11 protein-coding genes and 3 tRNA genes are annotated in these 17,265 nt (G+C 73.5%); 6 read left to right on the plus strand and 8 right to left on the minus strand.

What is annotated here, in order from left to right:
* Window positions 1-51 precede the first annotated feature (51 nt).
* The 4 genes from ACH427_RS20335 to ACH427_RS20350 form a co-directional block, all read right to left on the minus strand.
* A complete protein-coding gene (locus ACH427_RS20335) occupies window positions 52-2,274 on the minus strand; it encodes an ArnT family glycosyltransferase (protein ID WP_398870929.1) in 2,223 nt (740 codons plus the stop codon).
* 44 nt (window positions 2,275-2,318) lie between these two features.
* Entirely contained in the window at window positions 2,319-3,581 is a 1,263-nt protein-coding gene (locus tag ACH427_RS20340) for a glycosyltransferase (protein WP_398870931.1), read from the minus strand.
* Window positions 3,582-3,620: 39 nt separating this feature from the next.
* Complete coding sequence (locus tag ACH427_RS20345; RefSeq protein ID WP_398871124.1) at window positions 3,621-5,081, minus strand: sensor histidine kinase; 1,461 nt, start codon at window positions 5,079-5,081, stop codon at window positions 3,621-3,623.
* Window positions 5,082-5,251: 170 nt separating this feature from the next.
* A complete protein-coding gene (locus ACH427_RS20350) occupies window positions 5,252-5,995 on the minus strand; it encodes a response regulator transcription factor (protein WP_398870933.1) in 744 nt (247 codons plus the stop codon).
* A 94-nt stretch (window positions 5,996-6,089) separates the two neighbouring features.
* Here ACH427_RS20350 and ACH427_RS20355 point away from each other — a divergent pair, with 94 nt between their 5' ends.
* Entirely contained in the window at window positions 6,090-6,971 is an 882-nt protein-coding gene (locus tag ACH427_RS20355) for a TIGR03620 family F420-dependent LLM class oxidoreductase (protein ID WP_398870935.1), read from the plus strand.
* A 55-nt stretch (window positions 6,972-7,026) separates the two neighbouring features.
* Here ACH427_RS20355 and ACH427_RS20360 read toward each other — a convergent pair.
* From ACH427_RS20360 to ACH427_RS20370, 3 genes are all read right to left on the minus strand, one after another.
* Window positions 7,027-7,100, minus strand: a tRNA-Met gene (locus ACH427_RS20360).
* Window positions 7,101-7,148: 48 nt separating this feature from the next.
* Window positions 7,149-7,221, minus strand: a tRNA-Arg gene (locus ACH427_RS20365).
* A gap of 230 nt (window positions 7,222-7,451) precedes the next feature.
* Window positions 7,452-7,542: transfer RNA gene (locus tag ACH427_RS20370), tRNA-Ser, on the minus strand.
* Window positions 7,543-7,799: 257 nt separating this feature from the next.
* On the opposite strand from ACH427_RS20370, the gene ACH427_RS20375 reads away from it, so the two are divergent.
* The 5 genes from ACH427_RS20375 to ACH427_RS20395 all read left to right on the plus strand — a co-directional run bounded on the left by ACH427_RS20375 (window position 7,800) and on the right by ACH427_RS20395 (window position 15,842).
* Window positions 7,800-8,243 carry an SSI family serine proteinase inhibitor gene (locus tag ACH427_RS20375; protein WP_398870937.1) on the plus strand — a complete coding sequence of 148 codons (444 nt, stop codon included), beginning with the start codon at window positions 7,800-7,802 and terminating at the stop codon, window positions 8,241-8,243.
* A 222-nt stretch (window positions 8,244-8,465) separates the two neighbouring features.
* Window positions 8,466-13,604, plus strand: coding sequence for a PAS domain-containing protein (locus ACH427_RS20380; protein WP_398870939.1), 5,139 nt, complete (start codon window positions 8,466-8,468; stop codon window positions 13,602-13,604).
* 112 nt (window positions 13,605-13,716) lie between these two features.
* The gene (locus ACH427_RS20385; protein WP_398870941.1) at window positions 13,717-14,532 is read left to right on the plus strand and encodes a helix-turn-helix domain-containing protein; all 816 of its coding nucleotides are present in this window, start codon (window positions 13,717-13,719) and stop codon (window positions 14,530-14,532) included.
* Entirely contained in the window at window positions 14,529-14,777 is a 249-nt protein-coding gene (locus ACH427_RS20390) for a DUF397 domain-containing protein (protein ID WP_398870943.1), read from the plus strand. Before ACH427_RS20385 ends, ACH427_RS20390 begins: the two co-directional genes overlap by 4 nt.
* A 255-nt stretch (window positions 14,778-15,032) precedes the next feature.
* Window positions 15,033-15,842, plus strand: a complete 810-nt coding sequence (locus ACH427_RS20395) for a hypothetical protein (protein ID WP_398870945.1) — start codon at window positions 15,033-15,035, stop codon at window positions 15,840-15,842.
* A 590-nt stretch (window positions 15,843-16,432) separates the two neighbouring features.
* On the opposite strand, the gene ACH427_RS20400 is transcribed toward ACH427_RS20395, so the two are convergent.
* Window positions 16,433-17,221: a helix-turn-helix transcriptional regulator gene (locus ACH427_RS20400; RefSeq protein ID WP_398870947.1), complete on the minus strand. Its 789-nt coding sequence runs from the start codon at window positions 17,219-17,221 to the stop codon at window positions 16,433-16,435.
* Between the last annotated feature and the right edge of the window lie 44 nt (window positions 17,222-17,265).

Below are 17,265 nucleotides of genomic sequence, written 5' to 3' on the forward strand. Positions count from 1 at the left end.
GCTGACATCGTGCACCGTACAAGACTTCCTCTACGCTGTACAACGGCTTTTTCAGCGGGCCTTCGTGAGGTCGTAGAACGTGGCCGTGCCGACCGTCACCTTCGTGAAGTGGGCCGCCACCCAGGACGAGATCTCCGCCGAGGGACCGCCCCAACCCCCGCGCCCGCCGCCCTGCCCGAAGCCCTGCCCGAAGCCCTGCTCGCCGCCCCGGCCGCCGCCCCGCGACTCCCCGGAGGCGATGAACCAGTGCACCTTCCCCGCCTTCACATACGCCTGGAACTGGCGGAGCGTCGGTGACGGGTCGCTGCCGTTGAAGCCGCCGACGGACATCACCGGCACCTGCGTGGCGAGTTGGTAGCTCGCGGCGTTCTGCGAGCCGACGGCGGCCGCGGGCCAGGTGTAGTCGCCGGCGTCCCGCTTCAGCGCGGCGGCCGCGGCGGCGGAGACCTTCTGGCCGCCGAGCAGACCGCCCATGCCGCCCGGCATGCCACCGGGCACCCCGCCGCCCGTCTTGCCGGACCCGCCGCGGCCCTCCTTGCCCGCGGAACGAGCGGAACCACCAGGGCCGCCAGGACCGCCAGGAGCACCCGGGCCACCGCCCCGGCCCGCAGGCATCTTCCCCGGCGTGACATGCCCGCCGCGCCCGCCGAAGTGCCCGCGGCCCACGGCCGGTCCGGCCGTCACCAGGGACCCGCCGTGCGCGGTGTTCACGGTGTCGAGCGTGTACGCGATCGGCGCGGCCAGCGCGCTTCCCGCCGCCAGTACGGCGACACCCCGCGCGAGCCCCTTGCCCGAGCGCCGTACGAGCAGCAGCGCGCCGCCCGCGAGGACGCCCGCGGCGAGCACCGCCCACTTCAGCCACGGCAGCCAGTGCGGGGTACGGTCCAGCAGGACGTACGCCCAGCCGGCCGTGCCCACCGTCACCAGCGCCAGCAGCGGATACGCCCCGCGCTTCCACAGCAGGGCCGCGCCCGCCGCGAAGAGCGCGGACACATAGGGAGCGAGCGCGATGTTGTAGTACTCGTGGAAGATCCCGGACATGAAGCTGAAGATCAGGAAGGTCATCAGCAGCGCGCCGCCCCACGCGAGGAACGCGAGCCGCCGCATGCGGTCCCGGCCCACCGGGCGCCGCAGCAGCCACAGCCCGGCCGCCAGCAGCACCAGCGCGGCGGGCAGCAGCCAGGCGATCTGGCCGCCCATGTCCGTGCCGAAGAGCCGGGTGATGCCCGTGTCCCCCCACCGGCCGCCGCCCGCGCCGCCACCGCCATGGCCGCCGACGCTGCCGGTCTCGTCGCCGTTGATGCGCCCGAGGCCGTTGTAGCCGAAGGTCAATTCGAGGAAGCTGTTGTGCTGCGAGCCGCCGATGTACGGCCGGGAGGACGCGGGCCACAGCTCCACGGCCGCGACCCACCACCCGCCGGAGACCACCAGGACCAGCCCGGCGAGCAGCAGTTGACGCGCCCGGCGCAGCGGCGCGACCGGTGCGCAGCACGCGTAGAGCAGCGCGAGGGGCGGCAGGATCAGCCACGCCTGGAGCGTCTTGGTCAGGAAGCCGAGCCCGAAGCAGAACGCCGCGAGCAGCAGCCAGCGGGTCGCGGCCGTCTCCAGCGCCCGCAGCACGCACGCCACCGCGCACACCATCAGCAGGCAGAGCAGGGCGTCGGGGTTGTCGAACCGGAACATCAGCGCCGCGACCGGCGTCACCGCCAGCGCCGCCCCCGCGAGCAGCCCGGCGGCCTGCCCGAAGTACCGGCGCACGGTCGCGTGGAGCACGCCCACGGCCGCGACGCCCATCAGCGCCTCGGGCACGAGGATCGCCCACGAACTCAGCCCGAAGATCCGCACGGAGAGCCCCATGGGCCAGAGCGAGGCGGGCGGCTTGTCGACGGTGATGGCACTCGCGGCGTCGGAGGCGCCGAAGAAGAACGCTTTCCAGCTGGCGCTTCCCGCTTGTGCGGCGGCGGCGTAGAAAGCGTTGGCGTAGCCGGAGGAGCTGAGATCCCAGAGGTAGAGGAGGGCGGTGCCGAGCAGCAGCGCGCCGAGCGCGGCGCGGCCCCGCCCGCGGCGGGCCTCTTCCCCCACCCCGCCCCTTCCCGAAACGGGGGGCGGGCCCCCAGACCCCCGCGACACGCTTCGCGCGTTGTCCTCGAACGCCGGACGGGCTGAAATATCAGCCCGTGGGGACGCGGCCGCGAGTCGCCCCCGCCGCAGGCGGCGAACCGGCCGGCACCCGGGGGCCTGGGGCAAGCGCCCCCACGCGGCGGAGCCCCCCATCGATGCGGCCGGGAAGGGGCGGGACTGGGGAAAAAACCCGGCACTCAACAAGAGCTCCCAGAGACGTCATCGGAAAACGGAGCGAAAACCCAAGCCCGCAGCAGCAGGAACCGGAGCGCCGTGGCCGCCAGATTCGCCGTGATCAGCACGGCCACCTCCGTGCCGTGTGAAGGCGAACCACTCGCCAGGGAAAGGGCCGCCAACGACCCGCTGGTCAGCGCCAGCCCGATGGCGAAGACGACAAGCCCCTGCGCCTGATGCCGGAAAGCCCGGTCACGACCACGCACGCCGAACGTGAGCCGCCGATTGGCGGCCGTATTGGCGACAGCGGAGAGCAGCAGCGCCAGAGCGTTCGCGCCCTGCGCCCCCATGCCCGTCCGGAAGAGCGAGTACAGCGCCAGATAGAGACAGGTGCTCACCGCCCCGACGAGGCAGAAGCCGACCGCCTGCCGGGCCAGCCCGCGCGGCACGCCCGGCACCACGCGGTCGCGCGGGTCGTCGCCGAAGGGGCGGCGCAGCCGGTCGAGCGGCAGCGTGCCGGTGGCCAGCGCGCGGCCGATCCGCCAGACGCCGCGCAGGTCGTCGGTGGCGGTGCGGATGATGTGCACGGAGCTGTCGGGGTCGTCGATCCAGTCGACGGGCACCTCGTGGATCCGCAGGCCGGCCCGCTCGGCGAGCACGAGCAGTTCCGTGTCGAAGAACCAGCCGGTGTCCTCGACCAGCGGCAGCAGCCGGTCGGCGACGTCCTTGCGGATCGCCTTGAAGCCGCACTGCGCGTCGGAGAAGCGGGCGGCCAGCCCGGTCCGCAGGATGAGGTTGTAGGCCCGGGAGATGAACTCCCGCTTCGTTCCCCGCACCACCCGCGAACCGCCCGTCAGCCGCGACCCGATGGCCAGGTCGGAGTGGCCGGAGATCAGCGGGGCGACGAGCGGGAGCAGGGCCTTGAGGTCGGTGGACAGGTCGACGTCCATATAGGCGAGCACCGGCGCGTCCGACATCGTCCACACCGTGCGCAGCGCCCGCCCGCGCCCCTTCTGCTCCAGCCGGACGGCGGTGACCTCCTCGATGGTGTCGTCGAGGAAGGCGGACACCTCGGGCGTGCGGTCGGTGCTGGCGTTGTCGGCGACGGTGATCCGGAAGCCGTACGGGAAGGTCTCCGTGAGGTGCGCGTGGAGGCGGCGTACGCAGCCCTCCAGGTCGTCCTCTTCGTTGTGGACGGGGATCACGACGTCGAGCACCGTCACGGCCCGTTCCGCGGACAGCGGGGCGCGCGCCGGGAGGGCCGCGCCGAGAGGTGGCTGGGTCATGCGCCGACCCTTCCGGCCGCCGCTGTCGCACCCGTGTGGTCAGCCTGTGGCCGGGCTGTGAATGCCCCTGGCCTGCCGGGGCAGTTCGACGGTGAAGACCGTACGGCCGGGCGCGCTGGCCACGCTCACCCGCCCGCCGTGCGCGGCGACGACCGCGCGCACGATCGCGAGCCCGAGGCCGGTGCCCCCGCCCGCGCGGGACCGCGAGGCGTCGCCGCGCGCGAACCGTTCGAAGACGTGCGGGAGCAGCTCCGCGGGGATGCCGGGTCCGTCGTCCTCGATCTCCAGCACGGCGTACGGCCCGGCCTCGCGCACCCGGGCGGTGACGGTGGTGCCCTTCGGCGTGTGCGTACGGGCGTTGGCCAGGAGGTTGACCAGCACCTGGTGCAGGCGCGCGGGGTCGCCGCGGATCTCGGCGGGTTCGGCGGGCAGGTCCAGGCGCCACCTGTGGCCGGGCCCGGCGGCCCGGGCGTCGCTCACGGCGTCGACGGCGAGCGGCGACAGGTCGAGTGCGTCGTGGGCCAGCGGGCGCCCCGCGTCGAGGCGCGCGAGCAGCAGCAGGTCCTCGACCAGCCCGGTCATCCGGTGCGCCTCGGACTCGATGCGGCCCAGCGCGTGTCCGGTCGCGGGCCCGGTCTCCTCGCCGCCCCGGCGGGTGAGCTCGGCGTAGCCGCGGATGGAGGCGAGCGGCGTACGGAGCTCGTGGCTGGCGTCGGCGACGAACTGCCGTACGCGCGTCTCGCTCTCCTGACGTGCGGCCAGTGCCGAACCGACGTGTCCCAGCATCCTGTTGAGCGCCGCGCCGACCTGCCCGACCTCCGTACGCGGATCCGCCTCGGCGTCCGGCACGCGCTCGTGCAGCGCCACCTCACCACTGTGCAGGGGCAGTTCGGAGACGCGGGTGGCGGTGGCGGCCACGCGGCGCAGCGGCCGCAGGGCGATCCCGACGTTGGCGGCCCCGGCGATGCCCGCCGCGACGAGCCCGGCGGCGGTGACGCAGACCTCCACCAGGATGAGCGTGTCGAGCGTGTCCTGGGCGACGGCGGTGGGGATGCCGACGAGATACGACATCCCGCCGTCCCCCGACACCACCGACAGCGCCCGGAAGTCCCCCCGTCCCGGCAGCTCCACATCATGCGGCCGCCCGTCCCGCCGGAGCCGCCCGAGCGCGGCGCGCTGCTCGGCGGTGAGCGGATCGAGTACGGGCCGGGGGAACCCGGCGGCACTGACGGCGGCGTCCCGCATGGCGCCCCCGTCGGTGACGGCCCCCACGGTCCCGATCGGCTGCCCGCCGCCTCGCAGGAACTCAAGGGGATCGTCCTCACGCGGCCCGAACCGGTGCCCGCCGGGCGGCCCGGCCGCCCTCCGAGCCACTTCCTTGAGCTGGGTGTCGAGCTGCCCGTAGAGATAGCTGCGCAGCACGATGGTGGTGACGGTCCCGATGACCGCGCAGACGACGGCGACGAGGACGACGGTGGACACGACGAGGCGCGTGCGCAGCGACCGGACGCGCCGGGGTTTGCCGGCTACGCGCCCCGGCCCCCCGGCTGCCCCGCCGTTGCCGCCTGCGGCGGGAGCGCCCTTGGGGGTCCCCCCGGAAGTCCGGGGGCTTGCCCCCGGTTTCGGGAAGGGGCGGGACCGGGGAAAAAGCCCGCCCCAGGCGCCCACCCTCACGCCACAACAGCCGGCTTGATCAGATACCCCACCCCACGCCGAGTGTGGATCATCGGCGGGCGACCGGCGTCGATCTTCCGCCGCAGATACGAGATATAGAGCTCCACCACATTCGCCTGCCCCCCGAAGTCATAGGACCACACCCGGTCCAGGATCTGCGGCTTGCTGAGCACCCGCCGAGGGTTCCGCATCAGGAACCGCAGCAGCTCGAACTCGGTCGCCGTCAGATGGATCTCCGTGCCGCCCCGCGACACCTCATGGCTGTCCTCGTCCAGCACGAGGTCGCCGACGGTGAGGACGGAGTCCGCGCGCGGCGCCACCGTACGGGCGCGCCGCAGCAGCCCGCGCAGCCGGGCGACGACCTCCTCCAGGCTGAACGGCTTGGTGACGTAGTCGTCGCCACCGGCGGTGAGGCCGGCGATGCGGTCCTCGACGGAGTCCTTGGCGGTGAGGAACAGGACGGGGACGTCGGGGTGTTCGCTCCGCAGGCGGCTGAGGACGGTCAGCCCGTCCATGTCGGGCAGCATCACGTCCAGAACGACGGCGTCGGGCCGGAAGTCACGCGCGGCGCGCAGGGCGCCCGTGCCGTCGGCGGCGGTCCGCACCTCCCAGCCCTCGTAGCGCAGGGCCAGGCACAGCAGTTCGGCCAGCGGTGCCTCGTCGTCGACGACCAGCACCCGTACGGCACTTCCGTCGTCGTGCAGCAGTTCCGTTCGCGCGGCAGGCGAGATCGAGGTCATACGGGGGATCCTGGGCGAGCAGGCTGAGAGGTGCCTTTCGGCTTCCTGTGATTCGTCTGAGAATCCGTGGCCCTCCTTCCGTACGGTGGGGCCCATGACGAAACCACGGCTCGGCAGGATCGGCGTCTGGAGCAACGAACTACGGCTGGACGATCCGGCCGGAGGGGATGAAATCGGCGCGGCGGCAGCGGAGTTGGAGGAGCTCGGCTACGGCACACTGTGGGCCGGCGGCAGCCCGTCCGTCTCGCAGGCGGAGCACCTGCTGGCGGCGACCCGCCGCGTCCGCGTAGGGACCAGCATCATCAGCATCTGGCAGCACCCGGCCGCACGGGTGGCCGCCGCGTACGCGAGGCTCGCACCGGCCGCGCGGGAGCGGTTCGTCGTGGGTCTGGGCGTCAGCCACCGGCACATGGTCGAGGGGTACGCGCGCCCGTACTCCGCGATGAAGGCGTATCTGGACGAGCTCGACGCCGCCCCGGACGGGCCGCACGCGGGCCGCCGGATGCTGGCCGCGCTCGGCCCCCGCATGCTGGGGCTGGCCCGGGACCGGGCGGCGGGCGCCGTGCCGTATCTCGTCACGGCCGAGCACACCGCGCGGGCGCGCGCGGCGCTCGGCGCGGGCCCGCTGCTCGCCCCGGAGCTGAAGGTCGTCCTCGACGACGACCCGGCGAGCGCCCGCCGCTCGGCCCGCGACTATCTCGCCTTCTATCTCCCGATGCCCAACTACACGAACAACCTGCTGCGCCTCGGCTTCACGGAGCGGGACTTCGAGGGCGACGGCAGCGACCGCCTCCTCGACGCGGTCTTCGCCCTGGGCGACGCCTCGGCGATCCGGACCCGCGTGGACGCCTTCCTGAAGGCGGGCGCGGACCACGTGGCGGTCCAGGTCGTCCTGGACCCGGCCCGCCGCAAGGCGGGCGAGCTCCCCCTCGCGGAGTGGCGCGAGCTCGCCAAGGCACTGCCACTGACCGGCTGACGCCGAAAACGCCGCAGGCCCGGCACTCCGAAGAGTGCCGGGCCTGCGGTCTTAGTAGCGGGGACAGGATTTGAACCTGCGACCTCTGGGTTATGAGCCCAGCGAGCTACCGAGCTGCTCCACCCCGCGACGGACGAAAGAACGATTTCAGCGAATGTGAGATCGGTCTCTCGGCTGTGCGCTCGGCAGGATTCGAACCTGCAACCTCTTGATCCGTAGTCAAGTGCTCTATCCGTTAAGCTACGAGCGCTCGGCTTCCCGGCGGTTTTTCTTGCCGGTCGGCGTTGCGTGGACAACATTACATGAACTGCGCCGTGACGCGAAATCCATTAGCCACTTGCCGCCTGACCTGCGAAAACACCCCTCAAACAAGATCATCGAGGGCCTCCCGTCCGGAGCCGCGGCCCGCAGAGCCGGAACCGCCGTCCACAAACGCAGAAGCCCCGGCCGTCTCGGAAGACGACCGGGGCCACACACAAGCGGAGGCGGAGGGATTTGAACCCTCGATGGGATTTAAGTCCCAAACCGCATTAGCAGTGCGGCGCCATAGACCGGACTAGGCGACGCCTCCACGCTCACCCGCGCATGCGCGGGTGGTGCTTGCAGATGATGACACAGCCTCGCGGTCGGCCACCAATCGCTCCCTACGGTACCGGGCTTTCACCGGCTGGGGCAAAGATGTTTCCCGGCGCGCAACGCGTTGCGCCCTCAGGCGTTAGAGGGGTGAAGGGTCCCGTTCGGGCCCCTCCGGCCCACCGGCCGCGCTTCCGGCGCGTACGCCCGCCCGGTCGTCCGGCGGCCGCACCCCCGTCGCCCCTGGAGTTCCGCATGCTGCTCCGCAGAGTCGCCCTCACCGCCGTGGCCCTGGTCCCGGCCCTGCTCGCCGCCCCCGCGGTCTCGGCCGCGCCCCTCCCCCTGCCGCAGCTGGAGAACGGCGGCGATCACCTCACGGTGTCCGTCAGCGACGCCGGCCGGCTCAACGGGCGCTACGAGCTCTACTGCCACCCCGACGGCGGCACGCACCACCGCCCCAAGGAGGCGTGCGCCCAGCTCGACAAGCAGGCGCGCTGGGGCAAGGACCTCTTCGCACCCGTGGCCAAGACCCAGATGTGCACGGACATCTACGGCGGGCCGCAGCGGGCCCACATCTCCGGGCGCTGGGCGGGCAAGCCGGTCGACGCCGACTTCAGCCGGACGAACGGGTGCGAAATGGCGCGGTGGAACAAGTTCTCCGAGCTCCTCGGCAACCCGGAAGTCTCCGACGAGGACTGACACAAGAGGCATGTCCGGCCTGCGGCGGGACGCCCCGCAACGGCCCGGGGAGGACCGGACGGCGGCCGGTCCGCACGCCCCGCCGCACGCGTCATCCGCCGTCGCGCCCGCCTCCACAGCCCGTAGACTTCCCCCCAGTGACACGCCAGGAGGGCGCCGGAGAAGGCGCTGCCCGTCCGGCGAAGTCTGCAAGGTTGCGGTATCCAGGGAGGAAGCGTCGTCGTGAGCAGCAGGCCATCCCGAGGCGCTGCTCGCCTCGCAGCCATACTCGACGCCCTGCCCGACGCCCTGTTGCTCGTCAACTGCAACGGCACGGTCGTCAACGCCAACCACATAGCGCTGGAGACCTTCGAGGTCCCCGGCACCGGTCTCGTGGGGCGCGGACTGCTCTCCCTGCTGCCGGACTTCGACTCGCGGCGCATCCCCGGCTCGATGCGGCTGCCCGACAGCGACGACGGCCGCACCAAGCCGACGCGGATGGTCGCCCGGCGCACGGACGGTTCGCAGTTCCCCGTCGAGGTGACCAGCGCCAATCTCGAGGACGGCCGCACGCCGTACGCCGACCACTCCTCGTACACCGGTGACGAGCTGCTGATGCTCGTCGTCCGCGACCTCACCGGCACCCTCGACACCGAGGCCGAACTCGCCCGCCAGCAGCGCCAGACGGAGATGATCCTGCGCGCGGCGGCCGAGGGCGTCGTCGGTGTCGACACCGAGGGCAAGGTCGTCCTGGTCAACCCCTCCGCCGCGCAGATCCTCGGCTACCGCGCCAGCGATCTCGGCGGCCAGGAGCTGCATCCGCTCGTCCATCACTCCCGCGGGGACGGCACGCCCTTCCCGTACGAGGAGTCCCCGATCGCCGACACCCTGCGCTCCGGGCGCAAGCACCGGGTGCGCGGGCAGGTGCTGTGGGCGAAGGACGGGCGCGCGGTGCCCGTCGACCTGACGACCGCGCCCGTGCGCGACGGTGACCAGCTCGTCGGCGCGGTGATGACCTTCACCGACCGCCGCCCGTACGACGCGCTGGCCGCCCGCCACGCCCAGCTGCTCGCCGTCCTGGACTCCTCGCTGCGGGGCCCGCTGGAACAACTGCGCGGCGAGCTCGGCACGCTGGCCGACGACCCGGCCGGACAGCTCTGGCCCGAGGCGAATCAGATCCTCCATCACCTTTCGGCCGGATACGCCCGGATGTCGACCCTTGTCGACAATGTCCTGGCTTATCAGCGGCTGGACGCGGGCGAGACCAAGCTGGCCAGGAGGACCGTCCCGCTGGACGAGGTCGTGGCGGCCGGTGTCGAGGGGGCGGTCGAGCTGATCGGTCCCGGCCGCGCGCAGTTCGCGGTGCACGCGCCCGCGATCGAGGCGGAGATCGACGCGGAGCGGTTCGCCCAGGCGCTCGCGCACCTGATCGCGGACGTGGCCGGCGTCGACGCCACGGGGCACGCGGCGGTCCCTCCCCGCTCCTCCGGGGATTCGACGATCGTCGTGGCGGCGGCACAGCGCGGGGAGGTCGTACGCATCGAGGTGCGCGGCCCCTTCGCGGGGGGCGACCCGGTGCACGGGCCGATCGTGCGGGGCATCGTCCGGGCCCACGGCGGCGTGCTCCAGACCCACGACATGCCGGGTGCGGGCGGCAACGCCTACGTCCTGGAGGTGCCGGTCTCGGCCGCGAACGGCCCGGTGACCGGCACTCCCGAGCGGCCCGTCACGGACGCGATGAACGCCACGACCGTCATGCCGGTGCCCGCGCAGCGGGCCCGGGGCACGGCCGCGCCGAAGCGGCCCGAGGAGGCACCCGAGCAGCCCCAGCCGACGGGTCGCCGCCGGGCGCGACCGTGCGCGGACGAGGAGGCGGCGGCGACGGACGGCGCCGGGTTCGTCCCCCAGCAGGGCGCACCGGCGCCGACCGGGCGGCGCGCGCGGCGGGACCAGCGGCCCGCGGAGGCCGAGGCGCCGCGCACGGCGTTCGCCCTGCCGCCCGCGGAGGCGGACCGCACACCCGAGCCGACGGGCCGCCGCGCCCGCCGCACGGCCACGGAGGCCCCTGAGCGCCCGGTCCCGGGCCGGACCGCCGCGGAACCGGACGCCCCGCGCACGGCGTTCGCGCTTCCGGCCGGCCCGTCGGCGCCGGAGAAGAAGGACACTCCGGCGGACGCGGCCGCGACCCCACAGCAGGGGCAGCCGGGACCCTTCCCCGCACAGGGCGGCACGCCCACGGCGGCACCGGACAGCGCGCCCGCCGCGCATCAGGGGCAGCCCGTACGGCCGGGACCCTTCCCGGCACAGGGCGGCATGCCCACGGCCGCGCCGGACAGCGCGCCCTCCGCGCCCGGCGGTGCGGGCGCCCCGCACCAGGGGCAGGCGGCCTTCCCGCCGCATGAGACCGCGGGCGGTGCGAGCTCCGCACCCGGCGGCGACGCCAACCCGGCCCGGCCGGGCGACGGCGCGGCACCGTACGCCCCCGCGGGCGGCACCGCGGCGTTCCTCGGCGACCCGAACCACGGCCCCACGACAGGCGGCTCCGCACCCGACGGCACCCCGGCCCCGCCCGGCGGCTGGCCCGCACCGGGCAACGCGCCGTCGGCGGGCGCCCCGCGGCAGACCGGCGGCGCGAGCCGGCCGGGCTCCGCGCCCGAAGGCACCGCGCACCCGGCGGCCGCCCCGGCCGGGCCCGGCGAGCCCCCCGGCCCGGCCGGCGCCTGGCCCGCACCGGGCAACGCGCCGTCGGCAGGCACTCCGGGGCATCCCGCCACGCCGGGCGGTGCGCAGGGCGGCGGCACCGCCGCCTTCCTCGGCGACCCCGGCCACGGCTCCACGACGGGCGGCGCGCGCGGGCCCGCCTCCGCGCCCGAAGGCAACGCGTCCCAGACAGGCGACCCGGCCCAGCCGGGCGCCAACCCGGCCCCCGGCCCGCCCGGCGGCTGGCCCGCACCGGGCAACACGCCATCGGCAGGCGCCCCGCGGCAGGGCGGCGGCACGGGCTCCGCCCCCGGCGGCCACGCGAACCCGGCGGCCACCCCGGCCCCGCCCGGCGGCTGGCCCGCGCCGGGCAACGCGGCGGGCAACCCGAACACCGGCGGCACCGCCGCCTTCCTCACCGGCCCCGGCCAGGGACCCGGCGCGGACCGGCGCCAGGCGGCCGACAACGCGGGCACCCAGCCGAACCATCCCCCGCGGGGCACCGCCCCCGCGCAGGGCGGGCCGGGCGACTGGCCCGCACCGGGCGACGCGACAGGCGACCCGAACACGGGCGGCACCGCCGCGTTCCTCTCCGACACCCAGGGGACCGGCGCGGCCGCCGACGCCCCGCGGAACCACCCCGCGCGCAGCGCGACGCGCACCCAGGTCCGGCCGGGCGAGAGCCCTGCCCCCGGCACCTGGCCCACGCCCGGCGACGGCGCGGCACCGTACGACAACGCGGGCGGTACGGCCGCGTTCCTCGGCGACCCCGACCACGGCGGCGCAGGCCGCCCGGCGGCGGGCTCCGCGCCTGACGGCACTCCCCGGAACCACCCCGCGCCGAGCGCGACGCGCACCCAGGTCCGGCCGGGCGAGAGCCCCGCGCCCGGCACCTGGCCCGCGCCGGGCGACGGCGTGGCACCGTACGACGCCGACGGCGACCCGAACCAAGGGCCCGCGGCGGACGGCGCGCAGCGCCCCGGCGCGGGCTCCGCGCCCGGCGGCAACGCCCCCGTCCCGCACGGCGGCTGGCCCGCGCAGGGCGGTGCGACCGCCGACGCGGGCGCCCCGCAGGGCAACCCCGCGCGGAACACCGCGGGCTGGCCCGCGCCCGGCGACGACGCACCGCCCTACGACGCCGCGGGTCACCCGAACACCGGTGGCACCGGCGCGTTCCGCGCCGCCCCCGGCCAGGGGCCCGCCGCGGGCGAAGCCGCCCGGCCCCAGGCGCCCGACGACGCGGGCACCCAGCGGAACCACCCCACCCGGGGCACCGCACGACCGGGCGGAAGCCCCGCCCCCGCGCAGGGCGCCGGCCCGGCCCCGCACGACGCCGCCGCAATCCCGGCCGACGACCAGGGTCCCGGCGCGGGCCGCCCCGGGACAGCCGCGGCGCCCGACGGCGCGGGCCGCCCCGGGACAGCCGCGGCGCCCGACGGCGCGGACCACCCGCAGGGCCACCCCGCATCACCCGCCGCAGGCGCCCCTCGTGCCCCCGCGCCGGGCGCCGCGGGCGAGGCCGCCGCGCCCGCCGGCGCGGACAGCCCTCAGAACACCGTGCCAAGCGCGGCACCGCACCCCGAAGCCGACGCCGAGCCCACGCCTCCCACCGGCCGCCGCCGCGCCCGGAGGGCCCTCGCCGAGGAGCCCGGCGCGGCCGATGCCGCACGTCCCATCAACGTCCGCATGCTCGGGCAGGGCCCCGGTTCCGGTGAGACGCCCCCCGGCGGTACGCCCGTCGGTTCCGGCAGGCGCCGCAAGCTCGGCAACCCGTCCGAGGAGGAGCGCCAGACGCCCACCCCCTCGGCCGCCGCCCCCCGCCCGCAGACCCCCGGCAACCCCCAGGGCCGCGCCTTCGCCATAGGAGCCCCGGACGACGGTTCGGAGGGCCCCGAGCCGCTCGACGGCCCGAACAGCGCCGTCGAGGTCGTCAACACCCCCCGCCCGCCGATGGACGACGAGCTCCCCCCGGAGCCCCTCGACAACCCCCGCCGGCTGCTCGTCTGGCCCGCCCCCGACGACTCCACCCGCACCGCCCTCACCGAGCGCGGCTACCGCCCCGTGATCGTCCACTCCCGCGAGGAGGTCGACGCGCAGATCGCCGCCTACCCGGCTGCCCTCTTCGTCGACCCCCTCACCGGCCCGATCACCCGCACCGCCCTCCAGTCCCTGCGCGAGGCCGCCGTCGCGGCCGAGGTCCCCGTGCTGGTCACGGCCGGTCTGGGCCAGGCCGCGAAGGAAGCGGCGTACGGCGCCGACCCCGCCGTACTCCTCAAGGCCCTCGCCCCCCGTGACAGCGAGATGCACCCCTCCCGCGTCCTCCTCATCGAGGAGCACGAGGCCATCGCCGACGCCCTGACGGCCACCCTGGAGCGACGCGGCATGCAGGTCGCCCGCGCGACCGGCGACGCCGACGCGGTCACCCTCGCCGCCGAACTCCGCCCCAACCTCGTCGTCATGGACCTCATGCAGGTCCGCCGCCGCCGCGCCGGCATCGTCGACTGGCTGCGCGGCCACGGCCTCCTCAGCCGTACGCCGCTCGTCGTCTACACCTCCCCCAGCACCGACCCCACCCAACTCGCCCTGCTGGCGGCCGGGGAGACGGTCCTCTTCCTCGCCGAACGCTCCACCAGCGCGGAGGTCCAGGGCCGGATCGTCGATCTCCTCTCGAAGCTGGGCTGAACACCTCGCGCACCCGTGCGGGCGAATTTTTTCTTGTACAGAGCCTCCGAAGCTCTGGCCAGGTCTAGCCTGCGCGGTGACCATAAGGGTGCGTAGCGTGAGGTGAGCCCCAATGCTGATGCGTGGCATTGCCAACCCGCCCGTGTCGTGGCGGTACTGCGGCGACCAACTCAAGTCATGGCGAACGATCGCGGGCGTCAGCCGCGAGGACTTGGCCAAGGAGTCCAACTACGGCGTGGAAACCGTCAAGTCGATGGAACAGGGCCGCCGCAAACCGACGCGACGCCTCCTGGAGGTCGCGGACCAGATGTGCGGGGCGCAGGGTCTGTTGCTGGCGGCTTGCCCGTATCTTCAGCCAGAGCCGGTGCAAGTGCATGCGCCGGAGTTCATGGCTACGGAGCAGCAGGCCGTCGCCATGCACACCTTCGAGCTTGTCCTCATCCCGGGGTTGCTGCAGACCGAGGAATACGCGAGGACGCTCATCCAGTCGCATATCCCTCCCCGCACGGAGGAGCAGGTCGCGTCGGGCGTCGCGTATCGCATGAATCGGCAGAAACGACTCGACGAGCCGACCGTGCTGTTCAACTTCGTCATCTACGAAGCGGCCTTGCGCACGATGCTGGGCGGCCCTGAGGTGATGAAGAAGCAGCTCCGACACCTGCTGGCGGTAGGTGAACAGCGCAACGTGTTCATCCAGATCCTGCCCATGGGACCGGGGTACTTCCCCGGCATGTCCGGCCCGTTCGTGCTGCTTGAGACCTCGGAGCAGGAGCAGTTCGTCTACACCGAATGCCAGCGAACTGCACAGCTGAACGGTGACGGCGAAGCAGTGAGCGAGATGACGAGTCGCTTCGCGATGCTTCGCATGCAGGCTCTCAACGAGGAAGACTCCAGGCAGTTCATCGGCAATCTGATGGAGGAACTTTGAGCAACCAGCTGATCTGGTTCAAGTCCAGCCACAGCGATGACCACGGGGGCGGTAATTGCGTCGAAATCGCCTACTCCTGGCGGAAGTCGAGCTACAGCGACAACGAGACCGGTAACTGCGTCGAAGTGGCAAGCCACGCCCGCACCATCCGCATCCGAGACTCGAAGCTCACCCACAGCCCCCAACTCTCCATACCCACCAACTCCTGGGCGGATTTCATAACCTACGCGTCGGCCGACGCTTGAGCTTCGGGGGACGGGGGTCGAGACCCGAGCGACTTACCCAAGGAACGGGTGGAAGGCTCAACCCACCCACCCTCCCAACTCCCGCGTACCACAACTCGTATGACTTTAGGTAGCCGAGTGGCGACGGTGTGCGCAGGGTGTGTAGCGTGCGCAGCAACAAGCAACCCCCGCCGGTGCTACCAACACCGAACGGGGGTCTGACCACCAGAGATCTGACAAGGGATCCCCGTGGCTGTCGCCAACTTTAGTCCTCTCATGGCCCCTGCGGGCTACGGCAAGCGCTCCGCACCCGCCCAGAACCCCCGCCGCAAGGGCGACTTCTCGCACCTCCCCGCCCGCGAGGCGGCGATCGCGACGTACATCGACCGCCTCCCCGAGGGCGCGGCGATCGACGTGAAGACCCTCGCGAAGGAGCTCGCGGCCTACGGCCAGCAGGCCGTACGCACCGCACTCAACGCCCTGACCAGGGCCGGTCACCTCTTCCGCAGGCGCGAGACCGTCGGGGAGGGCCGTACGCAGTGGGTGTTCCGCACGTACTTCTCGCGGACCGCCCGCGACGAGTCGTGGTGGCGCCGCTTCCTGCGGGGCGACGTCCCGGCGGAGGCGGAACCCACCCCTACGGAGGAGGCGCCGCCGCCCGCGTACAGGATCCTGGCAGCCGTGGGCGGCACGGACCCCCGCATGGCCCTGTCGGCGACGGAATGCGCCCAACTGACGCCCTTGGCGGAGGAATGGCTGGCCAGAGGGGCGACCGAATCCGAACTCGTACGCGCCCTGACGACGGGCCTCCCACCGGAAGTCCACTCCCCGGGCGCGCTGGCCCGCACCCGCCTGAAGTCGAAACTCCCCCCACAACGCGTCCAGGCGCCGCCACCACCCACCCACCTCACGGAATGCGAGGGCTGCGGCGCCCCTGCCCGCGCCCTCCCGGGCGGCCGCTGCCGCGCCTGCCGCGACGACGGCCCGAACGAGGGCTGGCTGGGCGAGGAGTTCGACGAGGAATTCCACCGCCAGGTGGCAGCGGTCAGAGCGGGCATCAGCACATTCATCCCCCGCCGCCGCTAGGGACGAGCGGGGCTTTGACCTGATCGCGGACCTTGCCGACTGCGTCTGACGTCCGGCTCCGCCGCGTGGGGGGCTCGTGCCCCAGAGCCCCGGCGGCGGGTGGTCGGCGCCTGCGGCAGGCTTTTTCCCCTACCCGCCCCTTCCCGAAACTGGGGCGCGCGTGCCCCAGACCCCCGGCTACCGGTCCGTTACCTCCCCCAGAGGTGCCCCCAACGGGCTGAATGCGAACCCTGAAGCGGACACGTCCCGCACGTGCCCTCCGGTGGGAGGGGGTGGGGCTGGAGGGTGGGGTTCTGGAACGCGGTGCGAATTCGGGGCACTCCATACGCGAAACGGCACCCGCACCGCGTTCCAGGTCCCCAGCCCGGAAGACCCACCCCCGGCACCCACCACCAACCAAGCCCGGCCGGCGCTTGAGGCCACCCGAACCGAAACCACACACAACCCGCACCCGACAACAGCGAGCCCGGCAGGGCGCCCCCGCCGCAGGCGGCAACAGACTCACACCGGACAACGGCGAACCCCACCAACCCCAAGCCCGGCCGGCGCGTGAGGCCACCCGAACCCCAGCCACAACGACCCGCACCCAACTACGCCGCACAAGCCGTATAGACGACCACCCACTCACCCGCAGACCCCACCGGCTGAAACGCCGACGAAGCCAACCGCAAAGTAGTCCCAAGCTCAGGACAGGCCAGCCTGGAAGGCCCACGCCCACGATCGAAACAGAACTGCGAAGCCCACAATCGCCGAAAGTCCCCACTGTCAGCCAGCAACTCACCCACAAGCAAAGAGAGTTCCGCATCACGAGGCCGCACCACCACCTCCGTCCGCAAATAAGCCACGATCTCCCGCGCAGAACGCTCCCAGTCAAGGAACAGCGACCGAGCCCGTGGATAGGTGAACATCAACCGCCCGAGCGAGCGATCGCGCGCCGGAATCCGGGGAAAGTCGAAGAAGACGCGGGTGGCAGCCCGGTTCCAGGCCAGGATGGCGCCGTTACGGCCGACCAGATACGCCGGGGACTCGCGCAGGGAGTCAAGAACACGCTGCACCCCCTCCCGGACGGCCTCCCCACCCGAGGGCCCGGCATCGGCCAGGAGCGGGCGCCCGGCAAGAGCCCGCAGATAACGCCGCTCGCCCGGCGCGAGCCGAAGCGCGCCGGCGACCGCGTCGACAACCCCGTCCGAGACCAGAGCGGTCCGGCCCCGCTCCAGACGGATGTACTGGTCGACGCTGACCGAGGCCAGGCCGGCCACCTCCTCCCGGCGCAGACCCGCGACCCGCCGCGGCCCATGGACACGCAGCCCCACCTCTCCGGGGCTCAACCGCGAACGGTGGAACACCAGGAATTCACGCAGCGCGATCTTGCGGTCCATCCGGACATTTTCGGCGGAGGCCACGGCAGCAGACAAACCCTTCG

The organism is Streptomyces sp. NPDC020379 (genome assembly GCF_044387105.1).
In the GTDB taxonomy this organism is placed as follows: Bacteria; Actinomycetota; Actinomycetes; order Streptomycetales; family Streptomycetaceae; genus Streptomyces.

Coding starts and splice junctions, on each gene's coding strand:
- ACH427_RS20350 (WP_398870933.1), bottom strand. CDS start 5,995: ATGACCTCGATCTCGCCTGCCGCGCGAACGGAACTGCTGCACGACGAC.
- ACH427_RS20400 (WP_398870947.1), bottom strand. CDS start 17,221: ATGGACCGCAAGATCGCGCTGCGTGAATTCCTGGTGTTCCACCGTTCG.
- ACH427_RS20340 (WP_398870931.1), bottom strand. CDS start 3,581: ATGACCCAGCCACCTCTCGGCGCGGCCCTCCCGGCGCGCGCCCCGCTG.
- ACH427_RS20385 (WP_398870941.1), top strand. CDS start 13,717: ATGCTGATGCGTGGCATTGCCAACCCGCCCGTGTCGTGGCGGTACTGC.
- ACH427_RS20355 (WP_398870935.1), top strand. CDS start 6,090: ATGACGAAACCACGGCTCGGCAGGATCGGCGTCTGGAGCAACGAACTA.
- ACH427_RS20395 (WP_398870945.1), top strand. CDS start 15,033: ATGGCCCCTGCGGGCTACGGCAAGCGCTCCGCACCCGCCCAGAACCCC.
- ACH427_RS20375 (WP_398870937.1), top strand. CDS start 7,800: ATGCTGCTCCGCAGAGTCGCCCTCACCGCCGTGGCCCTGGTCCCGGCC.
- ACH427_RS20335 (WP_398870929.1), bottom strand. CDS start 2,274: ATGGGGGGCTCCGCCGCGTGGGGGCGCTTGCCCCAGGCCCCCGGGTGC.